The following is a 25,859-nucleotide window of genomic DNA, read 5'->3' on the forward strand; positions in this document are numbered from 1 at the left end:
GCGGGTGACGCCGGACTCCGGGCTGGGTACTCTGGAGCCGCCTCTAGCCGCGGATATTCATCGTGTCGTCCACCCTAGCACGTCGCCTGCTCTGGCCGCTGGCCATCCTTTTGCTGGTCTGCCAGGCCCCGGCCGGCGCCGCCGAGCTGTTCTACCTGGGCCAACGCATCCCGGACATCCACCAGCCCTGGCGCAGCGGCGACTACCAGCAGCTACACGCGGCCCTGGAGCAGATCGACAAGACCCAGGCCAATGCCCTGCCGCGGCGCGGCGGCGAGTTCACCGGGCCGATCTACCAACGCATGGTCTCGGCGGAGAACTTCCGCCCTCAGCTGAACATCTACGCGCCGCTGGAGCTGCGCCAGAACGAGGCGCGCGAAGTGCTGTTCCAGCTCAAGGAGCTGATGCGCCTGTACTTCGATTTTCGCGCCAAGCAGCAGCCCTACGCCGCCGAAGCCCTCGGCCTGATGAGCCATTCGCTGCGCCAGCAGGCCATCCTCTTCACCCTCACCACCGAGTTCTGGATGACCCTGTCGCAGGGCGAGCAGAGCAACCCGGTGCGCCTGCAGGGCCTGCAGGAGACCAAGGCGGCGGCGGCGATGCTCAGCGGCAGCGCACTGGACTACCTGGAGCTGACCCAGGCCTTCGGCCGCGACGAGCTGCTGCTGTACAGCGCCGAACTGAGCCAGCAACTGCCGGAGCTGTTCGTCCATTTGCCGGCCGAGGTGCAGGCGCAGCTGCTGGCCCGCATCGAAGGGCTGGCCGGTGGTCATCGTTATCCCCGGGTGCAGAGCGATATGGCCGAGCTGCTGCCGGTGCTGCGAATGATCCACCGGGACGTTCAGGCCAAGCTGGCGCAACCGCTGAAACCGGCGGCCGAGGCGCCGACCCTGGATCTGTCGTTGCCGGGCTCAGCGCAGTAGGCCGAGTCCCTTGGCGCGCGCCACCGCCTGGGTGCGCCGCTCGACGCCGAGCTTGCTGTTGATGTGGCGGGCGTGGGTCTTGACCGTGTGCAGGGAGATGAACAGGCGCTCGCTGATCTCCTGATTGGAACAGCCACCGGCGATCAACTGCAGCACCGCCAGTTCGCGGGCGCTGAGTTTCTCGGCCGGCATGCCCTCCTCCGCCGCTGGCGCCTCGCGCAGATCCGTCCCCAGCGGCAGTTGCGCCAGCAAGGCATCGCATAGCGCACAGCCCGGCCGTGCGGCCAGGCGTTCGCCCAGCCACTGCGGCTGGTGCTGGATCAGTTCGAGGAAAGGCAACAGCGCGCCGCCCTGCGCCCCGTCCAGGCAGCCTTCCAGCTGCTGCTGCGCCTCGCGCTCGCGCCCCGACTGGTGCAGCAGCTGCGCCAGTTGCGCCTGCGCCACCAGGCCGATCAGTTGTCCGCCCAGGCCACGGGCACGCTGCTGCAGCGCGAGCAGACGCCGCTCGGCCGACTCCGCCCGGCCTTGCAGGCGCTCCAGCGCGGCTTGCTGCAGATCGACATGCAACCCCAGCTGCGGATGGAACTCCGGCGCCAGGGCTCGTCCCCGCGGGCCATAGGTTTCCTCCAGCTGCGGTAGCCAGGCCGCGGCCAGTTCGACCTGGCCCTGGCGCAGCCAGAGCTCGCACTTGATCAAGGTGATCATCGCCAGGTAGTAGATCGCCGGCACGTCCCAGATGTGCATCAGGCGCTCGGCCTCGCCGAGCAGGGTGAAAGCCTCGGCGCCGCGGCCGCTGTGGCCCTCCAGGCTGGCCAGCGCGCAATAGCCGATCAGCGCACTGACGTCGCGACAGGCCCGTGCCTCGGCGATGCCCTGGCGCAGCCGTTGCGCGGCCGCCGGGTCGAGGCGCAGGCAGAGCAGATAGCCTTCGTAGATGCTCAGGCGCGCACGCACCGAGTAACAGCGTTGCGCCGCCAGGCCCTGCAGCCGCTGCTGCCCCTGGCGCACCTCGTCGAGCGCGCGTGACACCTCGCCGCGTGCCTGCAGCACCCGCGCCCGCTCGTAATGGGCCAAGGCCTCGAACAGCGGATTGTCGATGCGCTGCGCCAGCTCCAGGGCCTCGCGATTGAGCCCTCGCGCGCGCCACAGATCACCCTCCACCATAGCCAGGTTGGCCAGGGTGGAGAGGCACATGAACCGCGGGCCGTAGCGGTCCGCGGCCAATCCGGCCAGCGCCTCGTCGCATTGCCGCACGGCCCGCACACCGTCACCGCGACCGCGGGCGATGACGCCATCCAGCGCCTGCCACTGCGCCAGCAGGCTGAGCTGACTGGCCGCATCGGGCGCCGGCAGGAAACGCGCGAGCCGCTCCAGCAGCTCCTGCGCCGCATCCAGCTGGCAGGCCAGCGCCAGCGCCCAGCCGTAGAGCATGATCAGGCGCGGCGTGCTGGCCAGCAGCTCGTCCGGCAGATTGGTCTTCCAGCGCAGCAGCACGGCGATGTTCTGCTCGGCCAATAGCTGCGCCTCGGACAGGTTCTGTACCAGGCTGGCGGCGACGTCGACCTGACCGGCCAGCAGCGCCTGTTCGATGGCGGCGTCCAACATGCCCTGGGCGGCGAACCAGCGGCAGGCGCGCAGGTGCGAACCGCCGCGCGAGCGGTCCGGGCCCTCGGCCGGGCGCGCATTGAGCAGGTCGGAAAACAGATGGTGATAGCGGAACCAGCGGCCCTGCTCGTCCAGCGGCACCAGAAACACCTGATTGGCCTGCAGCTGGCGGATGATCGCCGCACTGTCGTGAGCATCGCGCACCGCATCGCACAGCTCGGCGCAGAAGCGTTCGAGATGGGCGGTGTCGTAGAGGAACTGCTGCACCTCCGCCGGCTGCAGATCGATCACCTCTTCGAGCAGGTACTCGCGAATCAGTCCCTCGCCGCCGTGCAGTTCGAGTCCGGTCTGGGTATCGCCGGCCAGCAACCACAGGCGCAGGCCGGCGACCCAGCCCTCACTGCGCTGCAGGATGCCGGCGACCTGCTGGTGCTCCAGGCTGGCGCCCTGGCTGGCCAGCAACGCGTCCAGCTCCTCGGCGGTCAGGCGCAGGTCCTGCTCGCTCAGCTCCAGCAGCTGTCGCGACAGACGCAGGCGCGCCAGGTGCCAGTCCGGCCGCTGGCGACTGGTCACCAGGAGTACCACCCCAGGCGGCAGGTGATTGAGGAAGAACTGCAGACAACGGTCGAGCACCGGTCCCTGCGCCAGGTGATAGTCGTCCAGCACCAGGAGCAGCGGCTGACCGCCATCCAGGGCCTGCGCCAGTTCGTCGAGCAGACCGTCGAGCCATTGCTCGAAGGCAAACGGCTGATGACGCTGACGCATCTTCAGCAGGCCCAATGCCTCCTCGCCGAGGCTCGGATAAAACTGTTGCAGCCCCTGCAGCAAGCGTTCGAGAAAGCGCCCGGGGTCGCGGTCACGCTCGCTCAGGCCCAGCCACAGGCTGTGCCAATGCGCGGGCAGGCGTTCGCAGAACTCGATGGCCAGTGAACTCTTGCCGAAACCGGCCGGGGCGCAGACCAGCGACAGGCGTCCCTGCAGTCCGTCCTCGAGGCGTTCGCACAGTCGAGGCCGCGGCAGATGCCCTGCCGGCAGCGGCGGCCGGTAGAAACGCGCCTCGACCGGCGTGGCCGGCACGTAGGCAAAACCTGGCGAGCGGGAAAGATCGGTCATCGGCCAATTCTTGGAGGTGTCGGGTCTGCAGCGGGCTCGATCTGCAGCCAGCCTAGCGACTTGTTCCGGCCATTTGAAGGGCAAGCTACAGTCGGTAACGAAAAGGCTGTGTCCGGGTTGGCGTTTCAGCCTCGCAGGAACGACGTCATTCGCGAAGTTCGCGCCAGCAGACCAGCAGCCCCCAAGCTGCGGCACAAGCCGGATCGGCGCATCGACAGCCAGCCGCCCACCCACGAAAAAGCCGGCACAGGGCCGGCTTCGTCGTATTGCACAACCGCGGGTTATCTAGCGAACGCCCGCCTGGCGCAGAGCCGCCGGGGTGTAGTCGCTGGCGGATGCCTTGTAGTTGAAGTCGTAGGCCTGCTTCTCCTCGTTCTTCATGCCCAGGGCCAGGTAACGACCGGACAGCAGGTCGTACAGGGACTCCAGGGTGTACCAGGGCACCTGCTTGTCGTAGTAGTACTGGGCATGGGCCTCGGCCACGCGCCACAGGGTACCGCGACCGTCGTAATGATCGATCAGCGCGGCCTGCCAGGTGTCCTCGTCGATGAAGAAGTCGCGCTTGGCGTAGATGTGACGCTCGCCGGACTTCAGGGTCGCGGTCACGTGCCAGACACGGTGCAGCTCGTAGCGAGCCAGGTCCTGGTTGATGTGGCCGGCCTTGACGATGTCCGAGTACTTCAGGCTCGGCGAGTCCAGCTTGTAGGCGTTGTAGGGGATGTAGATCTCCTTCTTGCCGTTGAGCTTCCAGTCGTAGCGGTCCGGCGCACCGTTGTACATGTCGAAGTTGTCGGAAGTTCGCAGACCGTCGGCCGCGGTACCCGGACCGTCGTAGGACACCTGCGGGGCGCGGCGCACGCGACGCTGACCGGCGTTGTACAGCCAGGCCAGACGCGGCTCCTTGACCTGGTTGAGGGTCTCGTGCACCAGCAGCACGTTACCGGCCAGGCGCGAGGGAGCGGTGACGCGCTGCTTGAAATAGAACAGCACGTTGCTTTCCTTGCTGGCATCGAAGTCGGTCAGCGCATCGCGGAAGGTGAACTCGTCCTGGAAATACACCAGCGAGTAGGAACCGTTGGCCTGCGGCGTGGCCTGGGTCACCAGGCGACGCACGCTGCCGCCGCGGTAGCGGGTGATGTGGTTCCAGATCGCTTCCAGACCGCTCTGCGGAATCGGGAAGGGGTTGGCGGTGCGGAAGTTCTCCAGACCGTTGCCGCCCTCGACCAGCTTGGTGTTGGCCACGTTGTGCTTGGTCGCCTCGAGCACCGCCGGCGGCAGGCTGGCCGAACGATGAGTCGGGTAGACCGGCATCTTGTAGCTGTCCGGGTAGCGCTTGAACATCGCCAGCTGGCCCGGGGTCAGCTTGTCCTTGTACTGCTCGACGTTCTGCGCGGTGATGGTGAACAGCGGCTGCTCGCTGGCGAAGGGGTCGGAGAGAAAGCCCTTGCCGTCGACGCTGCCGGCATTGGCCGGCAGGCCGCCGGTCCAGGCCGGAATCGAACCATCGGCATTGCCGGCCATCTCGGCACCGACCGGGGTCAGGCTGGTGCCCAGCTTGGCCGCTTCGTCCGGCGACACCGCTGCCATCACGCCACTGGCCAACAGGGACAGGGTCAGCACACCGCTTTGCCACAGTTTCTTTGTTGTTTTCGTTTGCATCATGATTCCTCGAAATTCCTGGTCGCTTAGAAGCTGACGCCGAAGCTGAGCGCGACGAAGTCGCGGTCGATACTGGTGTTGTACTTGCCGCCGAAGAAGTCGGTGTACGACAGGCTGGCGGTGTACATGTTCTGGTACTCGGCATCCAGCCCCAGGCTGACGGCCTTGGCACCTTCGTTGAACAGGCCGTTCGGGCCGTAACCATCGACGTCGTGCGACCAGGACACGCTGGGCTTGAGGTTTATCCCGGCGACTACATCCGGGTAATCCCAAATGGCGCGGGCGCGATAGCCCCAGGAAGTGGAAGTGGCGAAACCGTCGTCTTCGCAGTACTTGCTGTAGTTCTCGCCAGTATTGCCGTTGAGGCCTTCGCATACGCCCGGCGCCGCCATCGGACCCGGACCGTAGATCGGATCACGGCCGTAACGCGCCTCGCTGGTGCGCTCGAGCCCACCGATGTGGGTCACCCCCACCTCGCCCACCAAGGTCAGACGAGAGGCCCCCATGACCTGGTCGAAGAAATGGGTGAAGGTGGTCTGGAACTGGGTGATCTCCTTGCGACGGTAGCCTGGCTGGTCCTGGCCGGGCGAGCCCTGCAGGATGGAAACCGCCGGATTCAGCGGGGTAAGCCCCGAGTAGAGGATATCGGTGGTATTCAGCTGTACCGGAGCATTGGGTCGATAGCTGAGCTCGCCGCTCCAGGCCGTACCGGTGGGCAGGGTCGTGGAAAAGCTCAAACCATACAGCTGGATGTCCTCGGGGTACTCCATGTAGTAGTTGCTGTTGCCGGCGACCAGGGCACTGGCGGCACCGGTACCAGCGGCGCCCGCAGCGGCGGGAATCGCAGCAAAGCAAGCAGCCTGATTGGCAGGCGGCAGCGCCAGGCACTGAGCGACCAACTGCGCAGCGACCGCCGCCCCGACCTGCCCACCGACCACAGGAGCAGCCGCGTAGGCTCCCGCCGGAGCGCCCTGCGCACTGAAGACAGGGGTGCGGCTGTGGTAATTCATGAAATAGGCACCGAACTCGGTATCCAGCGGCTCGGCAAAATAACGGAACGCCACGCCCCACTGCCCGCTATCGCGCGCGTCACGATCACCACCGCGGGGGACGATAACGCCTTCGGAAGTGGTGTCGTATCCGAACCCTGCGGCTTGAGCGGCCCCGGCGAATTGGCCAAGGGCAGGAGACAGGACGGCCAGGTTGTCGTCACAACCGTCGGCGACGACATCCGGCTGGGCGAAGAAGGTGCCGCAGTTGTCCGCTACGGTCTGGTCCCACTCCAGCTGGTAGAAGAGCTCGGCCGACAGGTTGTCGGTCAGGCTCTGCGAGACATAGAACATGTTGACCGGGATCAGACCTTCCTTGATCTCCGCACCGGGGCGACGGAACGCGGCGGCATCGACCGGGTTGATCGAGTTGATGCTGTTCTGGATGAAGGTGCTCTCGCCCCAGCTCACCACCTGCTTGCCCAGGCGCACCGAGCCCGGCTGATCGCCGATGGCATAGTTGTGATAGACGAAGGCGTCGAGGATTTCCGCACCGGAGGCCTGCGCCGCGGTTTTCCGGTTGCTGTCGTCGATGTCCTTGAACAGGCGGCTCTCATCCTTCAGTTCGAAGTCGTACCAGTACTTGCCGCGAACGAACACGCCGGTATCGCCGTACTTCAGCTCGAGGTCGTGGATACCCTTGAAGATCTTCGAGAAGGTCTCGCCCTTCTTGAAATTCAGGTGGCTGTCGTCGGAGGTTTGCGACAGACCATCCCCGCCATTGTTCCTGCCGATCAGATCCGGATCGGCTCCACGCACCGACCAGCTGGCGCCCACCGACAGGGACGAATCGAACTGCCCTTCGATCTCGCCGATATTGAAAGTGACGCCGAATGCCGGAGCGGCAAGGGTGGAAGCGAGGCTGACGGCTAGCGGCAGTTTCGCCAGGCGCCAGTAGGGTGTTGTTTTTGTCATCGACGCTACTCCATGTGTTTTTTTGTTATGGATGCCTGGACTATAGCCAGCGGGTACTACTGCTTGATCCCTCGAAAGTGTGATTTGCAGCCCCCAGGCACTCTGGCACGCAGGTTTCGATGTCTGCGACCTAGCCAAGCATGGACCTGAAACAGCAATTAACAAGCCAAACGCTTGTTTGACTGGGCAGTCACTTTCGCCACCCAGTCAGCTCGCACTTCACAGGGTGGAGAGAAAGGCGCTGCCACCCTCCTGCCACTGGGCGATATCCACGCGAATGCGCTTCTTGTCCAGCTTGCCGACGCTGGTCTTGGGAATTTCGGTAACAAGGGCGATCTGTGTGGGAATGGCCCACTTGTTGATATGGCCCTGCTCGACGAACGGCTTGAGGTGCTCCTTGAGCCCCTTGGCATCCAGCACCTGGCCCCCCTGCAGCACCAGCAGGGCGAACGGACGCTCGCCCCACTGCGGGTCGGGCACGCCGACCACAGCCACCTCGCGCACCGCCGGATGCCGGCTGATCAGGTCCTCCAGCTCCAGCGAGGAGATCCATTCGCCGCCGGTCTTGATCACGTCCTTGATGCGGTCGCGGATCTCGATGAAGCCCATGCCATCGATGGTCGCCACGTCACCGGTGTGCAGCCAGCCGTGCGCCCAGAGCTCCTCGCCCTTCTCCGGCTCGCGGAAGTAGCCCTGGGTCAGCCAGGGCGCGCGCAGCACCAGCTCGCCCTGCGTCTCGCCGTCGCTGGGCAGCAGCTTGCCTTCCGCATCCATGATCGCCGCCTCCACCAGCGGCACCGGCACGCCGGCCTTGATCCGGTAGGCGGTGCGCTCGTCCTCGCTGCCGGCGCGCAGCTCCTCGTTGAGGTAGGCGCAGGAGATCAGCGGGCAGGTCTCGGACATGCCGTAGGCCGCGGTCAGCTGGATGCCGCGTGCCTTGGCCGTCTCGTACAGCGAACGGTTCAGCGCGCTGCCGCCGATGATCATCTTCATCCCGCCGAAGTCATGGCCCTGGGCATTCGGCGCGCCCAGCAGCATCTGCAGGATGGTCGGTACGCAGTGGGAGAAGCTGACCTGCTCCTCCTGGATCAGCCGGCACAGCATCTCCGGCTCGTAGCGCCCGGGGTAGACCTGCTTGACCCCGAGCATGGTGGCCACGTAGGGCACGCCCCAGGCATGCACGTGGAACATCGGCGTGATCGGCATGTAGACGTCGTCGTTGCCGAGCAGGCGGATGCTGTCCAGCGAGCTGACGGTGGCGGCCATCGACAGGGTGTGCAGCACCAGCTGGCGATGGGTGAAGTACACGCCCTTGGGGTTGCCCGTGGTGCCGGTGGTATAGAAGGTGGTGGCCACCGAGTTCTCGTCGAAATCGGCAAAGTCGTAGCTTGGGCTGGCGGCGGCCAGCAGGCTCTCGTACTCGCCGACCAGGTTCGGCAGTGCGGCGCTCTTTTCCTCACCATCGGTCAGCAGCAGGGTCTTCTCCACCGTGGTCAGCTGCTCGGCGATGCCGTTGTACAGCGCCACGAACTCGCTGTTGACCAGCACGAAGCGGTCCTCGGCGTGGTTCATGGTGTAGAGGATCTGCTCCGGCGACAGACGGATGTTGATGGTGTGCAACACCGCGCCAAGCATCGGGATGGCGAACATGCACTCGAGATAGCGGTGGCTGTCCCAGTCCATCACCGCCACGGTGTCGCCGGCCTTGACCCCGGCCGCGGTCAACACATTGGCCAGGCGGGCGACGCGCTCGTTGAAGGTGGCGTAGCTGTAGCGCAGCTGGTCGCGGTAGACGATCTCGCGGGTCTTCTCGTAGCGGCTGCCGGACAGCAGCAGGCGCTTGATCAGCAGCGGGTAGGCATGGGCATTGGCGGCGGAGGGAATCAGACGGGTCTGCAGCATGGAATCACCTGGGGCACGCGAGGGAAGGATGCTGCGACTCTAGGTCGCAGGAAGCGCCTCTGAATCAGCCCAAAGAATGATTTGCCAGATGACCTTTTTACCACCTTTGGTCACAGGTTAGAATCCGATAGCCAAGCCGGTCGCAAAGCAGGCTGTGCACCGTCATTTATTTTCGAGGTAACCACCATGTCCGATATCGTCATCGTCAGCGGCGCCCGTACCCCCATGGGCGGCTTCCAGGGCAGCCTGGCCGGCGTGCCGGCGGTCGACCTGGGCGCCGCCGCCATCCGCGAAGCGGTCAAGCGCGCCGGTATCGCCCCGGCCGAGGTGCAGGAAGTGATCATGGGTTGCGTGCTGCCCGCCGGCCTCAAGCAGGGTCCGGCGCGCCAGGCCGCGCTCAACGCCGGGCTGCCGGCCGCCACCGGCTGCACCACCATCAACAAGCTGTGCGGCTCGGGCATGAAGGCGGTGATGCAGGCTTTCGATTCACTCACGGCCGGCAGCAACCAGGTGATGATCGCCGGCGGCATGGAAAGCATGTCCAACGCCCCCTACGTGCTGGAGAAGGCGCGTACCGGCCTGCGCATGGGCCACGGCGAAATCAAGGACCACATGTTCCTCGACGGCCTGGAGGACGCCCGCAGCGGCCGCCTGATGGGCTCCTTCGCCCAGGAAACCGCCGACCAGCATGGCATCACCCGCGAAGAGATGGATGCCTACGCCATCGAGTCGCTCAAGCGCGCCCAGGCCGCCATCCAGAGCGGCGAGCTGGCCAGCGAAATCGTGCCGATCACCGTCACCACTCGCAAGGGCGAAGTGATCGTCAAGGACGACGAACAGCCGTTGACCGCCAACCTGGACAAGATCCCCGGCCTGCGCCCGGCATTCAGGAAGGACGGCAGCATCACTGCCGCCAACGCCAGCTCGATCTCCGACGGCGCCAGCGCCCTGCTGCTAATGACCGCCGAAGAAGCGGCCAAGCGCGGCCTCAAGCCGCTGGCCAGGATCGTCGCCCACGCCACCCAGAGCCAGGAACCGAGCGAGTTCACCCTGGCCCCCATCGGCGCCATGACCAATCTGTTCAAGAAGACCGGCTGGAGCAAGGATCAGGTCGATCTGTTCGAGATCAACGAGGCCTTCGCCATGGTGACCATGCTGGCCATGCGCGAACACGGCCTGGATCACGCCAAGGTCAATGTCTTCGGCGGCGCCTGCGCCCAGGGTCACCCGGTCGGCTCCACCGGCTCGCGGATCATCCTCACCCTGATCAACGCCCTGCAGAAGAAAGGCGGCCAGCGCGGCGTCGCCTCGCTGTGCATCGGCGGCGGCGAGGCGACTGCGGTGGCCATCGAACTGCTGTAAAGCGCCGCACGACGAAACAGCCCCGCACATGCGGGGCTGTTTCGTTCAACGCATCTCGCTCAGCGCCAGCTTCACGCCGATTCCCACCAGCACCGCGCCCATCAGCCGGTCGAACCAGTGGCCCATGCGCGCGAAGCCGGCGCGCACGCGGCGCTGGCTGAACAGCCAGGCCACCAGGCAAAACCAGACAGCAGTCGCCACGGCCAGGTAGAGGCCGTAACCCGCCTGCACCATGGCCGGGGTATGCGGGTCGATCACCACGGTGAACAGCGACAGGAAGAACAGCGTCGCCTTGGGGTTCAGGCCGTTGGTGACGAAGCCGGTGACGAAGGCGCCACGCGCGCTACGTTCGCCCGCCGCCAGGCTCAGCGCGGCGCTGGCCGGGTCGGCCGGGCGCGCGCGTAGCGCCTTGATGCCGATATACAGCAGGTAGGCGGCCGCCAGCCATTTCAGTGCGTTGAACAGGACGATCGACTGCGACACGATCAGGCCGATACCCAGCAGCGAGTAGGTGACGTGCACCAGGATACCGGTGCCCACGCCGAAGGCGGTGAACAGCCCGGCGCGACGTCCAAAGGCCACGCTCTCGCGCACCACGATGGCGAAGTCCGGCCCCGGGCTGGCCACGGCCAGCAGGTGGATCAGGGCGACGGTGAGAAACTCGGTCCAGTACATGGTGGCTCCGCAGCGACAGTCGAGGTCTGGTAGGCTCGCCAATCTACTCCTGCGCCCCCTCCGCGAAAAGGTACAGCTGATGAGCAACAGCGCCCGCGCCGTCTTCCTCGACCACGCCTCCCTCGACCTCGGCGACCTCAACCTGCAGCCGCTGCAGCAGGCCTTCAGCCAGCTGACCCTGCACGCGCAGACCGCCCCCGAGCAGGTCGCCGAGCGCCTGCTGGGCGCCCAGGTAGCGATCAGCAACAAGGTGCCGCTGAGCGCCGCCACCTTCGCCGCCTGCCCCGAACTGAAACTGGTGTTGGTCACCGCAACCGGCACCAACAACATCGACCTGGCCGCCGCCCGCGCCCACGGCGTGGTGGTGAGCAACTGCCAGGGCTATGGCACGCCGTCGGTGGCGCAGCACTGCCTGATGCTGCTGCTGGCCCTGGCCACCCGCCTGCCCGACTACCAGCGCGACGTCGCCGCCGGGCGCTGGCAGCAGGCCAGCCAGTTCTGCCTGCTCGACCATCCCATAGTCGAGCTGGAGGGCAAGACCCTCGGCCTGCTCGGCCACGGTGAGCTGGGCGGCGCGGTGGCCCGCCTGGCCGAAGCCTTCGGCATGCGCGTGCTGCTCGGCCAGTTGCCGGGCCGCCCGCCGCGCAAGGATCGCCTGCCCCTGCAGGAACTATTACCGCAGGTGGACGCCCTGACCCTGCACTGCCCGCTGAACGAGCAGACCCGTAACCTGATCGGCGCCGCCGAGCTGGCGCTGATGAAGCCCCAGGCGTTTCTGATCAACACCGCGCGCGGCGGCCTGGTCGACGAACAGGCGCTGGCCGATGCGCTGCGCCGCGGTCATCTGGGCGGCGCGGCCTGCGATGTGCTGACCCAGGAGCCACCGAGGGACGGCAACCCGCTGCTGGCCGCCGACATCCCGCGGCTGATCGTCACCCCGCACAACGCCTGGGGCAGCCGCGAGGCGCGCCAGCGCATCGTCGGCCAGGTGGTGGAGAACGCCGCGGCCTTCTTCGCCGGTGCGCCGCGGCGGGTGGTCGGGTAAGCTGCGCAGCTTTTCAGTCAGGAGCCACCATGGACCCGCGAAGCGAAGTTCTCCTGCGCCAGGCCGAACTGTTCGACGGCGAGCTGCTGCTGGCCGGTCTGCCGGCCGATGACCTGCTCGGCGCCCTGCCGCTGGCCCAAGGCTGGACCTGGCATGCCGGCGACCAGGCGCTGCTGGCCGCACGCTTTGCCGGACGCTGCCGCTTCGACACCCGCATGCCGGAGGGCGACTACCGCGCCGCCGTGCTGTTTCTGCCCAAGTCGCGCGAGCTGGCCGACTACCTGCTGCAGGCGCTGGCCGCGCGCCTGCACGGCCGGCCGCTGTATCTGGTCGGCGAGAAACGTGGCGGCATCGAGCGTGCGGCCAGGCAGCTAGCCGCCTACGGCAAGCCGCGCAAGCTGGACAGCGCGCGCCACTGCCAGCTGTGGAGCGTACAGGTCGAGCAGGCAGCGGCCGCGCCGGAGCTCGAGGCCCTGGCCCAGGTCTACGCTGTGCCGCTGGCCGACGGCCCGCTGCAGGTGGTAAGCCTGCCCGGGGTATTCGCGCATGGTCGCCTGGACCTGGGCAGCGCGCTGCTGCTGGAGCATCTGGATGACCTGCCGCACGGCCACCTGCTGGACTTCGGCTGCGGCGCCGGGGTGCTCGGCGCCGCACTCAAGCGCCGCTACCCGGCCAGCCGCCTGAGCCTGCTGGACGTCGATGCCTTCGCCCTGGCCAGCAGCCGCCTGACCCTGGCGCGCAACGGCCTGGACGCCGAGCTGATCGCTGGCACGGGGATCGAGTCGGCACCGATGAAACTGGCCGCGATCGTCAGCAACCCACCGTTCCACCAGGGCGTGCACACCCACTACCAGGCCAGCGAGAACCTGCTGACCCAGGCCGCCGCCCACCTGAGCGTCGGCGGCGAACTGCGCCTGGTGGCCAACAGCTTCCTCAAGTACCCGCCGCTGATCGAGCGCCACCTCGGCCCCTGCCGCACCCTGGCCGAGGCCGACGGCTTTCGCATCTACAGCGCGCGACTGCGCTGATCGCGGGCTTGCCCTGCTAAAGCGCCTTGGGCACAATGCGCCGGTCCTAGGGGAGTAGTCTCCCGCGAGCGCTCGGCTCGCCCGGCCCGCGTCAACATACTTGCTCCACAGAGCATGGCGCGTGCGACCCAAGGCCCCTGCAGAGGGCCTGCGGTTTGACAAGACCTATGACACGCACACCTTACCCGGGGCGGGAAGGTCGTACGTGTCATAGCCGTGTCGACCCGCCCCTTTAGGAAAACCCGATGCTGGAATCCCTGTTCGTCCCCACCCTGATCGTTGCCCTCGCCGAGATCGGCGACAAGACGCAACTGCTCGCTTTGCTGCTGGCCGCCCGCTTTCGCCGGCCCTGGCCGATCATCTGGGGCATAGTGGTCGCCACCCTGGCCAATCACTTCGCCGCCGGCGCGGTCGGCAACTGGGTCGCCGGCCTGTTCTCGCCCGCCATGCTGAGCTGGATACTCGCCGCCAGCTTCGTCGCCGTGGCCGCCTGGACGCTGATTCCCGACAAGCTGGACGACGACGAGGAGTCCGGGCTGAAGAAATACGGCCCCTTCCTCACCACCCTGATCGCCTTCTTCATCGCCGAGATGGGCGACAAGACCCAGGTCGCCACGGTGATGCTGGCCGCGCAGTACCCGCACTTCGTGCTGGTGGTGCTCGGCACCACCCTGGGAATGCTGATCGCCAACGTGCCGGTGGTGCTGGCCGGCAATTTCGCCGCCGAATGCCTACCACTGACGCTGATCCGCCGCCTGGCCGCCTGCGCCTTCGCCGCTCTGGCGATCTATGCCGGCTACCAGGCGCTGCAACTGAGCGGCCTGACATGACGCTCTTCTGACGCCATCCCAGCGTCATTTCGGCCAATCCCAGCCCCCTCCCGCCTGCTGCTAAAGTGCGCGACACGTCACGCAACTTGAGTCAGCAGTCCGGAGGGCGTCATGTCATTGGATGATCGGAAGAAGGTGGTGTGCCAGCACATCGACCTGACGTGGAACAAAGGCCGCCTGGCGCTGGCCGAGCAGCTGCACAGCCGCGATTTTCTCTACAAGAGCTCGTTCATCGGCCGGCCGCTGAGCAGTGTCGGCTTCGCCCAGATGGTGCAGGACATCCGCCACGCCATGCCGGACCTGCAGGTGGTGATCGAGGAATGCATCGCCGAAGGCTACAAGGTGGTCACCTGGAGCACGCTGATCGGCACCATTGCCAAGCCCGCGCTGGGCTACCCGCCCAGCGACAAGGTGCTGAGCATCTCGGCCATGGCCTTCTGGACCCTGACCCCCGGCAACGAGATCCAGGAGATCTGCACCATGTTCGACATGGAGAGCTTCCGCGCCCAGCTGGGCCTGGAAACCCGCCCCTTCGCCGAAAAAGCCCTGCCCTGAAAGCCGCACGGCGCGCAGTGAATCATCACGCCGCGTCGCTGGTGTATCACTCTGGCTGCGCTTAGCGCCCGGCCTTGGCCTGCTGATACAACGGCATCACCTTGGGAATCGCCGCCTGCAGCGTGGCGATACGGCTGCTCGAGGACGGGTGGGTGCTCATGAACTCCGGTGGCGCACCGCCGCCGGCGGCCGCCATCTTCTGCCACAGGCTGATCGCCGCATTGGGGTCGAAGCCGGCGCGCGCCGCCAGCTCCAGGCCGATCAGGTCGGCCTCGTTCTCGTTGCCGCGACTGTTGGGCAGGGTCAGGCTGTATTGCACCACGGTGTCGGCCAGGGCCAGGCCGCCCTCGCCGAGACCGAGCAGGGCGCCGGCGCCCTGCTTGGCCATCTCGATGCCATAGGCCTTGGACATCGCCTCGCGGCTGTGCTCGCGCAGGGCGTGGGCCATCTCGTGGCCCATGATCGCGGCGATCTCGTCGTCGCTCAGCTTGAGCTTGTCGATGATGCCGCTGTAGAAGATGATCTTGCCGCCTGGGCCGCAGTTGGCGTTGAGCTCCGGGCTCTTAATCAGGTTGACCTCCCAACGCCAGTTGGCGGCGTCCGGGCGGAACCGCGGCGCCTGCGCAATCAGCCTGCTGGCGACGGCCTGCAGGCGCTTGGCATTGGCGCTGCTCTTGTCCAACACCCCCTTGCTCGACGCCTCGCTCAGGGTCTGCTGATAGGACTGGGCGTACATCTGGTCGACCTGCTCGGCCGACAGCATGCTGAACATGTACTGCTTGCGCTCCACACCCACCGCACCGCCGCTGGTGGTGTTGACGGCCTGGCAGCCGGCCAGCAGCAGCGCCGCGGCCAGTCCACCCAGGCTAAGAACCTTGCTCATTGCACGATCTCCTCGAATGAGCGCCTATGCTAGGCCGCCCTTCCGATGCGGGCAACCGCCTCCCGTGCGCTCGCGCCCTGGGGCGAAAACGTCGCCGAGCCAGTCCTGCGCGACACCACGCTAAGGTTTTCCAGCTTCGCAGCCGATAGCCGTGACAGGCCACCTCGCGCCTCGGAGTCCCCATGAAATTCAAGTCGATCCAGTTTTCCGTCGCCTTCCTCGCCGGCGCCAGCGTCCTGGCCGTGGTCGTGGCGCTGGTGCTGTACGCCCTGTTCGCCAGCGACCGTACCCAGGCCCTGGTCCAGCAACGCACCCAGACCCTGCTCGAGCAGGTCATCGAGCAGCGCCTGACGGCGCTGGCCCGCGCCCAGGTCAGCGAGATCCAGCACGAACTGGAGACTCCGCTGCAGATCACCGCCGACCTGGCCCGGGTCAATGCCCTGCTCGGCATGACCGACGCCAACGGCAGCCCGCTGCTGGGCCTGAGCCGCGAGGAGCTGGCGAATCTGATTCGCGAGACCACCGCGCAGAATCCCAAGCTGCTGGGCAGCTACATCGGCTGGGAGCCGAATGCCTTCGACGCCAGCGACGATCTCTACGCCGGGTCCACCGGCAATGGCTACGACGGCAGCGGCCGTTTCCTCACCTGGTGGTACCGCAACGCCGACGGCAGCCTGGGCATCGACGCCATCGGCTCGATGGAAAGCGAGACCCTGTTGCCCACCGGCGTGCGCGAGGGCGAGTACTACCTGTGCGCCAAGGAGCGCAAACGCCCCTGCGTGATCGACCCGGCGCCCTACGAGGTTGGCGGCAAGATGACCATGCTCGCCTCCTTCACCACGCCGATTCTGGTGGATGGCGAGTTTCGCGGCATCGCCGGCGCCGATCTGGCCGTCAACTTCATCCAGGAGCTGCTGACCAAGGCCGATGCCCAGCTCTACGGCGGCGCCGGCGAGATGGCGCTGATCGCGGGCAACGCTCGCCTGGTGGCCTCCACCCAGGCCCCGGACAAGCTCGGCGAGCCGGCCACCCTGCTGCTCGACGCCAAAGAGCTGGCCAACCTCGGCAAGCTGCAGGCCGGCGAAGTGCTCTATTCCATCGATGCCCAGGACGACCCGGAGCGCAGCCATATCGAGCTGTTCCTCAGCTTCAACATCGGTCAGAGCGACGCGCGCTGGACGCTGATGCTGGCACTGCCGCTGAAAACCGTGATGGCCGACCTCCACCAGTTGCAGGGCGAGCTGAGCGCGCAGCGCGACGCAGACACCCTGGGCATGAGCCTGGTCGGCCTGCTGATCGCGGCCATCGGCCTGCTGGTGATCTGGTTCGTCGGTTACGGCATCGCCCGCCCGCTCAGGCAGATGGTCGGCATGCTCGATGACATCGCCAAGGGCGAAGGCGATCTGACCGTGCGCCTGCAGGTCGCGCGCGGCGACGAACTGGGGCGCATCGCCCAGGGCTTCAACGCCTTCCTGGGCAAGCTGCAGACGATGATCGGCGACGTGGTCACCTCGGTTCAGCAAGTCAGCGATTCGTCCGAGCACACCGCCGACATCGCCATCCGCACCAACCAGGGGGTGCAGAAGCAGCTGGCCGAGATCGAGCTGGTGGCCACCGCCGTGCACGAAATGACCGCCACCGCCCAGGACGTGGCGCGCAACGCCACCCAGGCCGCCGAAGCGGCCAGTCACGCCGACCAGGCTGCCCATCAGGGCAGGCAGGTGGTGCAAGAAACCTCGGCCGCCATCGCCGCGCTGGCCAGCGAGATCGGCCGCGCGGCTGGCGTGGTGCAGAGCCTGGCCAAGGACAGCGAGAACATCGACGCGATCCTGGTGGCGATTCGCGGTATCGCCGAGCAGACCAACCTGCTGGCGCTCAACGCCGCCATCGAGGCCGCGCGCGCCGGCGAACAGGGACGCGGCTTCGCCGTGGTCGCCGACGAGGTGCGCAACCTGGCGCAGAAGACCCAGCAGGCCACCGAGGAAATCCAAAGCATGATCCAGCAGCTGCAGCGTGGCACCCGCGAGGTGGTGAAGGTGATGGAGCAGAGCCAGGCCAAGACCGACGACAGTGTGGCCCGTGCCGACCAGGCGGCCGACTCGCTGGAGGCCATCACCCGGGCGGTCTCGGTGATCAACGACATGAACACGCAGATCGCCAGCGCGGCCGAGGAGCAGAGCGCGGTGGCCGAGGACATCAATCGCAACGTCAGCAATATCGGCCTGGTGGCCAACGAGGTGGCCGGCGGCGCCGACGAGGCCAGCCAGGCCAGCGCCGCCCTGACTCGACTGGCCGAACAGCAGCGGCGGCTGATCAACCAGTTCAAGGTCTAGCCGCGACCGGCAGGAGCGACCCCACGATCAGGGCTGCTTCGATCACGAATAGCTTCGCCCCTGCCGCTCCACCTTCACGCCGGCGTCAGGCACTCCGGCGCATCCAGCTTGGGGTCGTTGACCAGGGTCGCCAGGGCGCGCTCGCGCAGCCCGCCCTGCGGCCTGGCCAGCAGCGCCTGCAGTTGTTCCAGCGGAGCATCGCCATTCAACCACTGGGCCTGCTCCTGCTCGTCGAGAATCAGCGGGCGGCGCTGCGAGGCCGCAGCCTGGGTGATCAGCGCCACGCTCAGGTACTCGTGCCCGCCGACCGGATAGGCCTCCCACAGCGCGGCGAAATACAGCAGCGAATCGGCGTTGGTCATCCAGTACGGGCGCTTGCGTGCTGCGCCGCGCCATTCATAGAAACCGTTGGCCGGCAGCAGGCCGCGGCGCAGACGAAAGGGCTCGCGAAACATCGGCTGCTCGGCCAGCGTCTCGGCGCGGGCATGGGCCGGGGTCTTCGACAGATCCTTGAGCCAGGCCGGCGTCAGCCCCCAGCGCGCACGCGCCGCCTCCCGCCCTTCGCTGCCGGCGCGCAGCAGCAAGACCTGGCCATTAGGCGCGATATTCCAGTGCGGCTGCTGGTCGGCGGGAAAACCGGGCAGGGCCGCCAGGGCCGGCGACCAGCGAAACAGGGCATAGCGTCCACACATCGGGCAACTCGACAGGCAGTGGGCGCGTCAGCACAGCAGCACGCCCTGGAAGGACTCCGGCTCGTCGCCGGGCAGGGGTTGCGCGGCATTGTACGCGCCGATCAGCGCGCGTGCCCGCTCGGCATCCTCATCGGCGACCAGCAGGCCGAGCAGGCCGCTAGCCGGCAGCTCCCCCACCGCGCCGACCAGGTGCTGGCCAAGCAGGTGCGCCTCGATGCCCTCGCTGGCCAGCATGCCCAGCAGCATCTGTGCCTCCAGCAGGTTCTCCGGCTCGTAGATTCGCTGCATCAGTCGTTCTCCCCGCGAACGTCCAGTTGCCAGTCGACGCCGTCGGTGCGCAACTCGAACAGGATCGGCCGGCAGCACACCGGGCAGTCCTCGATATAGGCCTGGTCGCCCGCCGACAGATCGAGCACGGCCTCGGCCGGCTCGCCGCAGTAGGGGCAGAAATAGGCCTCGGTCTCCAGCATCGCGGCCTCCTTGTGACTTGGCGGTATAATCGCCGGTCTATTGCTGGCCTGTACGCCAGGCGCTGCTCGCGCAATACCTACTTCCAACCATAGCCGTTTCACGACAAGAGAGCATGATGGGCGCATTCGATGCCATCCGACCCTATGCCGACGCAGAAGTGCGCCCCGTACTGGCGCGCCTGCTGGCCGACCCGGCCTTTCTCGGCACCCTCACCCGCTTTCGCTTCCCGCGCCTGGCCGGGCCGCTCGGCTGGCTGCTCAAGCCACTGATCGCGGCGCGCCTGCGCGGCGAATTCGCCGGCATCGACTCGGTGGCCAAGCTGCAGGAAAAGATCGAGCCCTATGTCGATCGCAGCATCGAGCGCGCCAGCGACGGCATCTCCTACTCCGGGCTGGAGCGCCTGCAGCCGGGCAAAGCCTATCTGTTCCTGGCCAACCACCGCGACATCGTCATGGACCCGGCCTTCGTCAACTACGCGGTCTACCACGCCGGCCTGCCGACCCCGCGCATCGCCATCGGCGACAACCTGCTGCAGAAGCCCTTCGTCAGCGACCTGATGCGCCTGAACAAGAGCTTCATCGTGCACCGCTCGATCAGCGGCCGGCGCGAGAAGCTGGCCGCCTACCAGTTGCTGTCGGCCTATATCAATCATTCGATCCGCGAAGACGGCGAGTCGATCTGGATCGCCCAGGCCGAGGGCCGCGCCAAGGACGGTGACGACCGCACCGATTCGGCGATCCTCAAGATGTTCCACATGAGCCGCAAGGACGAGCCCTTCGCCGAGGTGATCGACTCGCTCAACCTGGTGCCGGTGTCGATCAGCTACGAGTACGACCCCTGCGACCTGGCCAAGGCCCGCGAACTGAGCATCCGTGCCGCCACCGGCAGCTATACCAAGGCGCCCGGCGAAGACGACGCCAGCATCGCCCTCGGCATCACCGGCCACAAGGGACGGGTACACCTGCACTTCGGCGCACCGGTCGCAGGCCGCGACGACACCAAACAGCTGGCCCAGGAACTGGACCGGCAGATCCTCGGCCACTATCGCCTGTTCCCGGTGCATTACCTGGCCTACGCCATGTGGGTCGATCGCGAGCCGGAGCTGGCCGTGCCCGAGGCCCGCGAACTGTTTCCCGCCGCCGAGCTGGCCAGGGCCGAGGCCGAATGGCGCAAGCGCCTGGCCGCCTGCAGCGCCGAGGAGCGGCCCTACCTGGTGCTGCAGTACGCCAACCCGGTGCGCAACCAGTACCGGATCAAGGCCGGCCTGCCACTCTGAGGGCCACGGGCACAACGGAAAACGGCAGCCATCGGGCTGCCGTTTGCGTTTAGCCAGCGAGGATCACAGGCGCGTGCTGAACCAGGACAGCAGCAGGGCCGCCGCGAGACAGGCGCCGCCGAATCGATAGAAGAAACGATTGATGCGCAGGGTGCGCTCGTCCCAGGCCTCGGCGTCCTCCACGGCGTCCACCTCCCCCTGAGCCAGCATCCGCGCCTGGCCGCGCTGCTCGCGCAGGCGGGTCATCAGCCACAGCCAGGCGCCCGCCAGGCCGAAGAACAACGCCAGTGTATTCACCGCCCCGGCCGGATGGGCGAGGAACAGCGACCACAATACCTGCAGCGACATGCGACACCTCGAGTTCAGCGTGGTGCAGCGGCCACGCCACCGCACCAGAATGGGGATTCGCGGCGGAAACGGGCAGTTTCCAGCCACCGAAAGTCGCCGCGAAGTGTACTGAAAATCCGAGTTTTATAAGGTTCGTTTCCGACGAACGCGGCGCCCTATCCCGAAATCGTCTGAAAACTGTCATATCCCTGGCCTAAGGTTTGTATCTCTCCCAGTGACCAAGCAGTCACCCCTGCAGTGGAGCCTTACCCCCCCTTCAAGTCCTCGGAGGACCTGCCATGCTCAACCCGCAACCGCTGGATCGCGATTACCTGATCGACTCACTGGATGAAGTGGAAGCCGTGGTCGACGAACTCTCCTTCAACGTGCAGGACCACCACTGGCTGGTCTACTGTGCCCTCGGTGGGCATGAGCACTACGACCTGCCGGATATCGACAATCGCACCGGCATGAGCCTGCCGGAGCTCTACGACCAGGCCGCCTGAGCGCGCCGCACAAACGAAAACGCCCCGCGTCGCGGGGCGTTTTCGTAACCGCTGCCAGGCTTACTGAAGCAGCACCTGGCCAATGGTCGGATCCTTGAAGGCCCGGGTCAGGGCGTCGCTGAGCACGTCGCTGACCAGCTTGGTGTTGGTCTGCTGGTTCGGCGCGGTGCCGAAACGCTGGTTCAGCGAGGCGCCGTAGCGGCCAGTGTAGCGGCGGCTGCCGCCCTGCACGTCGGCGCGGATGGAGGCGCTGATATCGGCCTCGGTGACGTACAGCCCCTCCTTGGGCGACTGATACTTCAGCTCCGCCAGGGTGATGGTCAGCTGCGGCGCATTGTAGGCATTGGCCGACGGGGTGAAGCCGAGCAGGCGTACCGCCGCCTCGGCTTCGGCCTGCAGCCGGGGCAATACGGCTTCGCTGCTGACGCTGATGGCGCTGGTCTCCGGATAGAGGCCACCGCGGGTGCCCAGCACCGGCGAGGGGCGGCCATCGACCACACGCACCACCACCGGCTGGCCCTGACCGACCGGGGTCAGCGCGCTGGTGAGCTTGGGTTGCGGGCTGAGTTGCTGAGGGCTATGGGCGCAGCCGGCCAGGACCAGGGTGGCGGCGGCAAGCAAGGCGAACAACGCGCGGTGCAGCATGCTCATCTCTCCGTGAAGGGGGCAAAAGTGGCCGGCAGTATACCTAGCGGCGCCAGGCGCCGACAGTAGCGCCAGGTAAGACCGCAGGCGGCCGGCGCCGGTTCCTGTCATACCGCTGTCACCGCCTTGCGGCATAAAGGTGCGCAGCCCTGCCGGAGTCCTCGCCATGCACCTACTGCGCCGTCTGTTCGGCCCTCGTCGCCCGCTTCGCCATTTCGCCCTGCTCGATGCCAGGGGCCATTGCCGCGCCTTGCGCCAGGCCACCGAGCGCCCGGCCGAGGCGGGCTGGGTCGAGGTCGGCGAGTCACGCCTGGGCTGGATCGGCGCGCCGCTGCCCGCCGGCGCCACGGTCACGCCGGTCGTCACGCATGCACGCGTCCCGCGGGTGTTGGCGGCCTGACCGGCGGAAGAAGAAAAGTCACGCAAGGCGACCAATTTCGCCGCATTCACCGCTATAATCGCGCCCCGATTATAAGGACGTCTCCTGATCGGGCCCCCGCGTCATCGCTCCCGCCCCCAGAGAGTCGCCCACTTCGCGCTGCCCCCTCCGGCCAGCCGCTTTCAGCCCATACGCAGAGCCGATTGCAGCCATGCAAAGGTCGGCGTGCGCGGTCGTAAGCGCGCCGTGGCAGACGAGCTTTTGAGGTTCACCGCTCCAAAAGAGCGTGAAAAAACGGTTTTAACAACTTCACAAGAGTGTGGCGAACAAATGACTACTTTTGCGTCCGCAAGCAACGGCCATAACCCTCCCTTCACTCGCGCCGAGTGCATCGCCTGATTTCAGCGGCGTTGCCCACGGCCGGCCGGCAGGCCAGCAAATCTGCTGCAGTATTTCTTGGAGAGAGGTTAATGGCGCATAACGATTACCAAAGCGTGGATGTGGTGCTGGTCGGAGCCGGCATCATGAGCGCGACCCTGGGCGTGCTGCTCAAGGAACTCGATCCCGGCATCAAGCTGGAAGTGGTGGAGCTGCGCGAATCCGGCGCAGTGGAAAGCTCCAATCCCTGGAACAACGCCGGCACCGGTCACGCCGCCCTGTGCGAGCTGAACTACACCCCGGAAGGCGCCGACGGCAGCATCGACATCAAGAAGTCGGTGACCATCAACGCCCAGTTCGAGGAGTCCAAGCAGTTCTGGGCCTATCTGATCGGCAAGGGCGCGATCGGTTCGCCGAAGTCCTTCATCAACCCGGTGCCGCACATGAGCTTCGTGCGTGGCCATGAGGGCATCGATTTCCTCCGGAAGCGCTTCGACGCGCTGACCCGCCACCATGCCTTCAGCGCCATGGAGTACACCGAGGATCGCGCCACCATCGCCGAGTGGACGCCGCTGCTGATTCCCGGCCGGGATGAGGGCGAGCCGCTGGCCATGACCCGCGTGCAGGCCGGCACCGACGTCAACTTCGGCGCGGTCACCCAGCAGATGCTCGAGCACCTCGAGCGCCAACCGGACGCCAAGGTCACCTGCAATCAGAAGGTCACCGACCTCAAGCGCGAAGGCAACGGCTGGCGCGTCAGCATCAAGGACACCCAGACCGGCGGCACTCGCCAGATCCAGGCCAGGTTCGTCTTCCTCGGTGCCGGCGGTGGCGCCCTGCCGCTGCTGCAGCTTTCCGGCATCCCCGAGAGCAAGGGCTTCGGCGGCTTCCCGGTGAGCGGCCAGTGGCTGCGCTGCGACAACCCCGAGGTGGTCGCCAAGCACCAGGCCAAGGTCTACAGCCAGGCGGAGGTCGGCTCGCCGCCGATGTCGGTGCCGCACCTCGACACCCGCGTGGTGGATGGCAAGAAATCCCTGCTGTTCGGCCCCTACGCCGGCTTCACCACCAAGTTCCTGCGTCACGGCTCGTTCCTCGACCTGCCGCTGTCGGTGCGCGCCAACAACATCGGCCCGATGCTGGCAGTGGCGCGCGACAACATGGACCTGACCCGCTACCTGATCAAGGAAGTGATGCAGTCCGAGGAACAGCGCCTGAAAACCCTGCGCGGCTTCTACCCCGAGGCCAAGGCCGAGGATTGGCGCCTGGAAGTGGCCGGACAGCGCGTGCAGATCATCAAGAAGGACGGCAAGAACGGCGGCATCCTGCAGTTCGGCACCGAGCTGGTGGCCGCGGCCGACGGCTCCATCGCCGCCCTGCTCGGCGCCTCGCCGGGCGCCTCGGTGACCGTGTCGATCATGCTCGACCTGATTCGTCGCTGCTTCCCCGAGCAGGCCGCGAGCGAAGGCTGGCGCAGCAAGCTGGACGAGATCTTCCCGGCCATGGCCGACGTGCTGGCCAAGGATGCCGAGCGCTACCGCGAGGTACAGGCGCAGTCGAACCAGCGCCTGCAGCTGGATATCCCCAGCGCCTGATCGACCGGCCAAAAAGAAACCGCCCTTCGGGGCGGTTTTTTTTGGAGCGCAGGGTGCACCGTGCGCACCGAACATCCCATCGCCTGGGCTGAGCCGCGCCGCGCCCCCTACTCGCCCCAGGGCAGGATCGGAATGGCGGTGACCGCATTCTGCGGGCTGCCCTCGATCACCCGGTCGCTGTAGACCAGGTACACCAGGGTGTTGCGCTTGGCATCGAAGAAGCGCACCACCTGCATGGTCTTGAACACCAGCGAGGTGCGCTCCTTGAACACCTCCTCGCCGTCCTCGAGCTCGCCCTTGAAGCGAATGGCGCCGACCTGGCGACAGGCGATGGACGCTTCGGCGCGGTCCTCGGCCAGGCCAAGGCCGCCCTTGACCCCGCCGGTCTTGGCCCGCGACAGGTAGCAGGTCACCCCCTCCACCTTGGGATCGTCGAAGGCCTCGACCACGATCTTGTCGTTCGGCCCCACCCACTTGAACACGGTGGACACCTCGCCAATGGTCTCGGCCAGCGCCAGGCCGGGCAGCATCAGCAGGCCCAGTACAACTCCCTTGAACGACCGCATGCCACTCTCCTCAGACCAGGATCAGATTGTCGCGATGCACCAGTTCCGGCTCGTCGACATAGCCCAGCAGCTTCTCGATGGCGTCCGACGGCTTGCCGATGATCTTCTGCGCCTCCAGGGCACTGTAGTTGACCAGACCACGGGCCACCTCGCGACCGTCCGGGGCGACGCAGACCACCATCTCGCCGCGGCGGAAACTGCCTTGCACGGCCTTGACCCCGACCGGCAGCAGGCTCTTGCGATCCTGGGTCAGCGCCTTCACCGCGCCGGCATCGAGCACCAGGGTGCCGCGGGTCTGCAGGTGCCCGGCCAGCCACTGCTTGCGCGCCGCCAGCAGGCCGCGCTCGGGCGCCAGCAGGGTACCCAGACGCTCGCCGGCCTTTAGCCGCGCCAGGACCTGCTCGATGGCGCCGCCGACGATCACCGTGTGCGCACCGGAACGCGCCGCCAGGCGCGAGGCACGCAGCTTGGTCTGCATGCCGCCGCGCCCCAGGGCGCCGCCGACACCGCCGGCCACCGCATCCAGCGCCGGGTCGTCGGCACGGGCTTCATGGATCAGCTTGGCGTCCGGGTTGTGCCGTGGGTCGGCATCGAACATGCCGTCACGGTCGGTGAGGATCACCAGCAGGTCGGCCTCCACCAAGTTGGCCACCAGCGCGGCCAGGGTGTCGTTGTCGCCGAAGCGGATCTCGTCGGTGACAACCGTGTCGTTCTCGTTGATCACCGGCACCACGTCGAGCTCGACCAGGGTGCGCAGGGTACTGCGCGCGTTGAGGTAGCGCTTGCGGTCGGACAGGTCGTCGTGGGTCAGCAGTATCTGCGCGGTGCGCCGATTGTGCTCGGCGAAGCTCGACTCCCAGGCCTGGATCAGCACCATCTGGCCGATGGCGGCGGCCGCCTGCAGCTCGTGCATGGCGCTCGGTCGGCTGCTCCAGCCGAGGCGGCTCATGCCCGCCGCCACCGCGCCGGAGGACACCAGCACCAGCTCCACGCCCTGCTCGCGCAGCGCCACCATCTGCTTGACCCACACCGCCATGGCCGCCCGGTCCAGGCCGCGCCCGTCGGCGGTCAGCAGCGCGCTGCCGATCTTCACCACCCAGCGCCGCGCGCCGGTCACCTTGTCACGCATGATCTTCCAACCTTAGCCAGA

General features: G+C 66.8%; 24 protein-coding genes, 1 pseudogene and 1 riboswitch. Of the genes and pseudogenes, 12 read left to right on the plus strand and 13 right to left on the minus strand.

Translation table 11 applies throughout. The annotated features are described in order from the left end of the window. Nucleotides 1–62: 62 nt before the first annotated feature. The gene (locus ACUTAF_RS17585) at nucleotides 63–923 is read left to right on the plus strand and encodes a hypothetical protein (RefSeq protein WP_445581174.1); all 861 of its coding nucleotides are present in this window, start codon (nucleotides 63–65) and stop codon (nucleotides 921–923) included. On the opposite strand, the gene ACUTAF_RS17590 is transcribed toward ACUTAF_RS17585, so the two are convergent. The 4 genes from ACUTAF_RS17590 to ACUTAF_RS17605 form a co-directional block, all read right to left on the minus strand. Further along, nucleotides 912–3,641, minus strand: a complete 2,730-nt coding sequence (locus ACUTAF_RS17590; protein ID WP_445581175.1) for a LuxR C-terminal-related transcriptional regulator — start codon at nucleotides 3,639–3,641, stop codon at nucleotides 912–914. The two genes, ACUTAF_RS17585 and ACUTAF_RS17590, sit on opposite strands and share 12 nt — an antisense overlap. Before the next feature lie 285 nt (nucleotides 3,642–3,926). After that, nucleotides 3,927–5,300, minus strand: a complete 1,374-nt coding sequence (locus ACUTAF_RS17595) for a DUF1329 domain-containing protein (RefSeq protein ID WP_445582468.1) — start codon at nucleotides 5,298–5,300, stop codon at nucleotides 3,927–3,929. 26 nt (nucleotides 5,301–5,326) lie between these two features. Further along, a complete protein-coding gene (locus ACUTAF_RS17600) occupies nucleotides 5,327–7,264 on the minus strand; it encodes a DUF1302 domain-containing protein (protein WP_445581176.1) in 1,938 nt (645 codons plus the stop codon). A gap of 219 nt (nucleotides 7,265–7,483) precedes the next feature. Then, the gene (locus ACUTAF_RS17605; protein WP_445581177.1) at nucleotides 7,484–9,166 is read right to left on the minus strand and encodes a fatty acid--CoA ligase; all 1,683 of its coding nucleotides are present in this window, start codon (nucleotides 9,164–9,166) and stop codon (nucleotides 7,484–7,486) included. 186 nt (nucleotides 9,167–9,352) lie between these two features. Here ACUTAF_RS17605 and ACUTAF_RS17610 point away from each other — a divergent pair, with 186 nt between their 5' ends. Next, nucleotides 9,353–10,528 carry a thiolase family protein gene (locus tag ACUTAF_RS17610; RefSeq protein ID WP_445581178.1) on the plus strand — a complete coding sequence of 392 codons (1,176 nt, stop codon included), beginning with the start codon at nucleotides 9,353–9,355 and terminating at the stop codon, nucleotides 10,526–10,528. A 45-nt stretch (nucleotides 10,529–10,573) separates the two neighbouring features. On the opposite strand, the gene ACUTAF_RS17615 is transcribed toward ACUTAF_RS17610, so the two are convergent. Further along, on the minus strand, nucleotides 10,574–11,203 hold the full coding sequence (locus ACUTAF_RS17615) for a LysE family translocator (protein ID WP_445581179.1): 630 nt from the start codon (nucleotides 11,201–11,203) through the stop codon (nucleotides 10,574–10,576). Between the two features lie 79 nt (nucleotides 11,204–11,282). On the opposite strand from ACUTAF_RS17615, the gene ACUTAF_RS17620 reads away from it, so the two are divergent. The 4 genes from ACUTAF_RS17620 (at nucleotide 11,283) to ACUTAF_RS17635 (ending at nucleotide 14,661) form a co-directional block, all read left to right on the plus strand. Continuing rightward, nucleotides 11,283–12,248, plus strand: a complete 966-nt coding sequence (locus ACUTAF_RS17620) for a 2-hydroxyacid dehydrogenase (protein WP_445581180.1) — start codon at nucleotides 11,283–11,285, stop codon at nucleotides 12,246–12,248. 29 nt (nucleotides 12,249–12,277) lie between these two features. Next, nucleotides 12,278–13,276, plus strand: a complete 999-nt coding sequence (locus ACUTAF_RS17625) for a methyltransferase (protein ID WP_445581181.1) — start codon at nucleotides 12,278–12,280, stop codon at nucleotides 13,274–13,276. Between the two features lie 37 nt (nucleotides 13,277–13,313). Beyond that, a riboswitch (yybP-ykoY riboswitch) is annotated at nucleotides 13,314–13,445 on the plus strand. A 79-nt stretch (nucleotides 13,446–13,524) separates the two neighbouring features. Continuing rightward, nucleotides 13,525–14,106 (plus strand): TMEM165/GDT1 family protein, encoded by a 582-nt coding sequence (locus tag ACUTAF_RS17630; RefSeq protein ID WP_445582469.1) that lies wholly within the window; start codon nucleotides 13,525–13,527, stop codon nucleotides 14,104–14,106. A gap of 111 nt (nucleotides 14,107–14,217) precedes the next feature. After that, nucleotides 14,218–14,661: a ketosteroid isomerase-related protein gene (locus ACUTAF_RS17635; protein WP_445581182.1), complete on the plus strand. Its 444-nt coding sequence runs from the start codon at nucleotides 14,218–14,220 to the stop codon at nucleotides 14,659–14,661. 61 nt (nucleotides 14,662–14,722) lie between these two features. Here the strand turns inward: ACUTAF_RS17635 and ACUTAF_RS17640 are convergent, their stop codons facing one another. Then, nucleotides 14,723–15,544: a M48 family metallopeptidase gene (locus tag ACUTAF_RS17640; RefSeq protein WP_445581183.1), complete on the minus strand. Its 822-nt coding sequence runs from the start codon at nucleotides 15,542–15,544 to the stop codon at nucleotides 14,723–14,725. A 1,274-nt stretch (nucleotides 15,545–16,818) separates the two neighbouring features. On the opposite strand from ACUTAF_RS17640, the pseudogene ACUTAF_RS17645 reads away from it, so the two are divergent. Further along, a pseudogene (locus ACUTAF_RS17645) lies at nucleotides 16,819–17,019 on the plus strand (HAMP domain-containing protein); the annotation flags it as partial. A gap of 15 nt (nucleotides 17,020–17,034) precedes the next feature. Further along, complete coding sequence (locus ACUTAF_RS17650) at nucleotides 17,035–17,877, plus strand: methyl-accepting chemotaxis protein (protein ID WP_445582470.1); 843 nt, start codon at nucleotides 17,035–17,037, stop codon at nucleotides 17,875–17,877. Between the two features lie 74 nt (nucleotides 17,878–17,951). On the opposite strand, the gene ACUTAF_RS17655 is transcribed toward ACUTAF_RS17650, so the two are convergent. Genes ACUTAF_RS17655 through ACUTAF_RS17665 form a run of 3 tightly spaced genes read right to left on the minus strand, consistent with a single transcriptional unit; the run spans nucleotide 17,952 to nucleotide 19,039 of the window. Beyond that, entirely contained in the window at nucleotides 17,952–18,569 is a 618-nt protein-coding gene (locus tag ACUTAF_RS17655) for an SOS response-associated peptidase (protein WP_445581184.1), read from the minus strand. Nucleotides 18,570–18,596: 27 nt separating this feature from the next. Continuing rightward, the gene (locus ACUTAF_RS17660) at nucleotides 18,597–18,857 is read right to left on the minus strand and encodes a putative signal transducing protein (RefSeq protein WP_445581185.1); all 261 of its coding nucleotides are present in this window, start codon (nucleotides 18,855–18,857) and stop codon (nucleotides 18,597–18,599) included. Beyond that, complete coding sequence (locus ACUTAF_RS17665; protein WP_445581186.1) at nucleotides 18,857–19,039, minus strand: CPXCG motif-containing cysteine-rich protein; 183 nt, start codon at nucleotides 19,037–19,039, stop codon at nucleotides 18,857–18,859. The genes ACUTAF_RS17660 and ACUTAF_RS17665 overlap by 1 nt, the downstream gene beginning before the upstream one ends. Nucleotides 19,040–19,152: 113 nt before the next feature. On the opposite strand from ACUTAF_RS17665, the gene ACUTAF_RS17670 reads away from it, so the two are divergent. Further along, entirely contained in the window at nucleotides 19,153–20,316 is a 1,164-nt protein-coding gene (locus tag ACUTAF_RS17670; RefSeq protein WP_445581187.1) for a 1-acyl-sn-glycerol-3-phosphate acyltransferase, read from the plus strand. A 63-nt stretch (nucleotides 20,317–20,379) separates the two neighbouring features. Here ACUTAF_RS17670 and ACUTAF_RS17675 read toward each other — a convergent pair whose 3' ends face one another. Continuing rightward, nucleotides 20,380–20,664: a hypothetical protein gene (locus ACUTAF_RS17675; protein WP_445581188.1), complete on the minus strand. Its 285-nt coding sequence runs from the start codon at nucleotides 20,662–20,664 to the stop codon at nucleotides 20,380–20,382. 278 nt (nucleotides 20,665–20,942) lie between these two features. On the opposite strand from ACUTAF_RS17675, the gene ACUTAF_RS17680 reads away from it, so the two are divergent. Next, the gene (locus tag ACUTAF_RS17680; protein WP_445581189.1) at nucleotides 20,943–21,149 is read left to right on the plus strand and encodes a hypothetical protein; all 207 of its coding nucleotides are present in this window, start codon (nucleotides 20,943–20,945) and stop codon (nucleotides 21,147–21,149) included. A gap of 60 nt (nucleotides 21,150–21,209) precedes the next feature. Here the strand turns inward: ACUTAF_RS17680 and ACUTAF_RS17685 are convergent, their stop codons facing one another. Further along, the gene (locus ACUTAF_RS17685) at nucleotides 21,210–21,794 is read right to left on the minus strand and encodes a YajG family lipoprotein (protein WP_445581190.1); all 585 of its coding nucleotides are present in this window, start codon (nucleotides 21,792–21,794) and stop codon (nucleotides 21,210–21,212) included. Nucleotides 21,795–21,960: 166 nt separating this feature from the next. On the opposite strand from ACUTAF_RS17685, the gene ACUTAF_RS17690 reads away from it, so the two are divergent. Beyond that, on the plus strand, nucleotides 21,961–22,194 hold the full coding sequence (locus ACUTAF_RS17690; protein ID WP_445581191.1) for a hypothetical protein: 234 nt from the start codon (nucleotides 21,961–21,963) through the stop codon (nucleotides 22,192–22,194). Between the two features lie 389 nt (nucleotides 22,195–22,583). After that, on the plus strand, nucleotides 22,584–24,143 hold the full coding sequence (gene mqo / locus ACUTAF_RS17695) for a malate dehydrogenase (quinone) (protein ID WP_445582471.1): 1,560 nt from the start codon (nucleotides 22,584–22,586) through the stop codon (nucleotides 24,141–24,143). Nucleotides 24,144–24,250: 107 nt separating this feature from the next. On the opposite strand, the gene ACUTAF_RS17700 is transcribed toward mqo, so the two are convergent. Together ACUTAF_RS17700 and proB are read right to left on the minus strand one after the other, a co-directional pair. Further along, nucleotides 24,251–24,709, minus strand: a complete 459-nt coding sequence (locus tag ACUTAF_RS17700) for a CreA family protein (RefSeq protein ID WP_445581192.1) — start codon at nucleotides 24,707–24,709, stop codon at nucleotides 24,251–24,253. A gap of 10 nt (nucleotides 24,710–24,719) precedes the next feature. Then, a complete protein-coding gene (gene proB, locus ACUTAF_RS17705; protein ID WP_445581193.1) occupies nucleotides 24,720–25,838 on the minus strand; it encodes a glutamate 5-kinase in 1,119 nt (372 codons plus the stop codon). Nucleotides 25,839–25,859 lie beyond the last annotated feature (21 nt).

This window comes from Pseudomonas sp. SP16.1 (assembly GCF_052682975.1).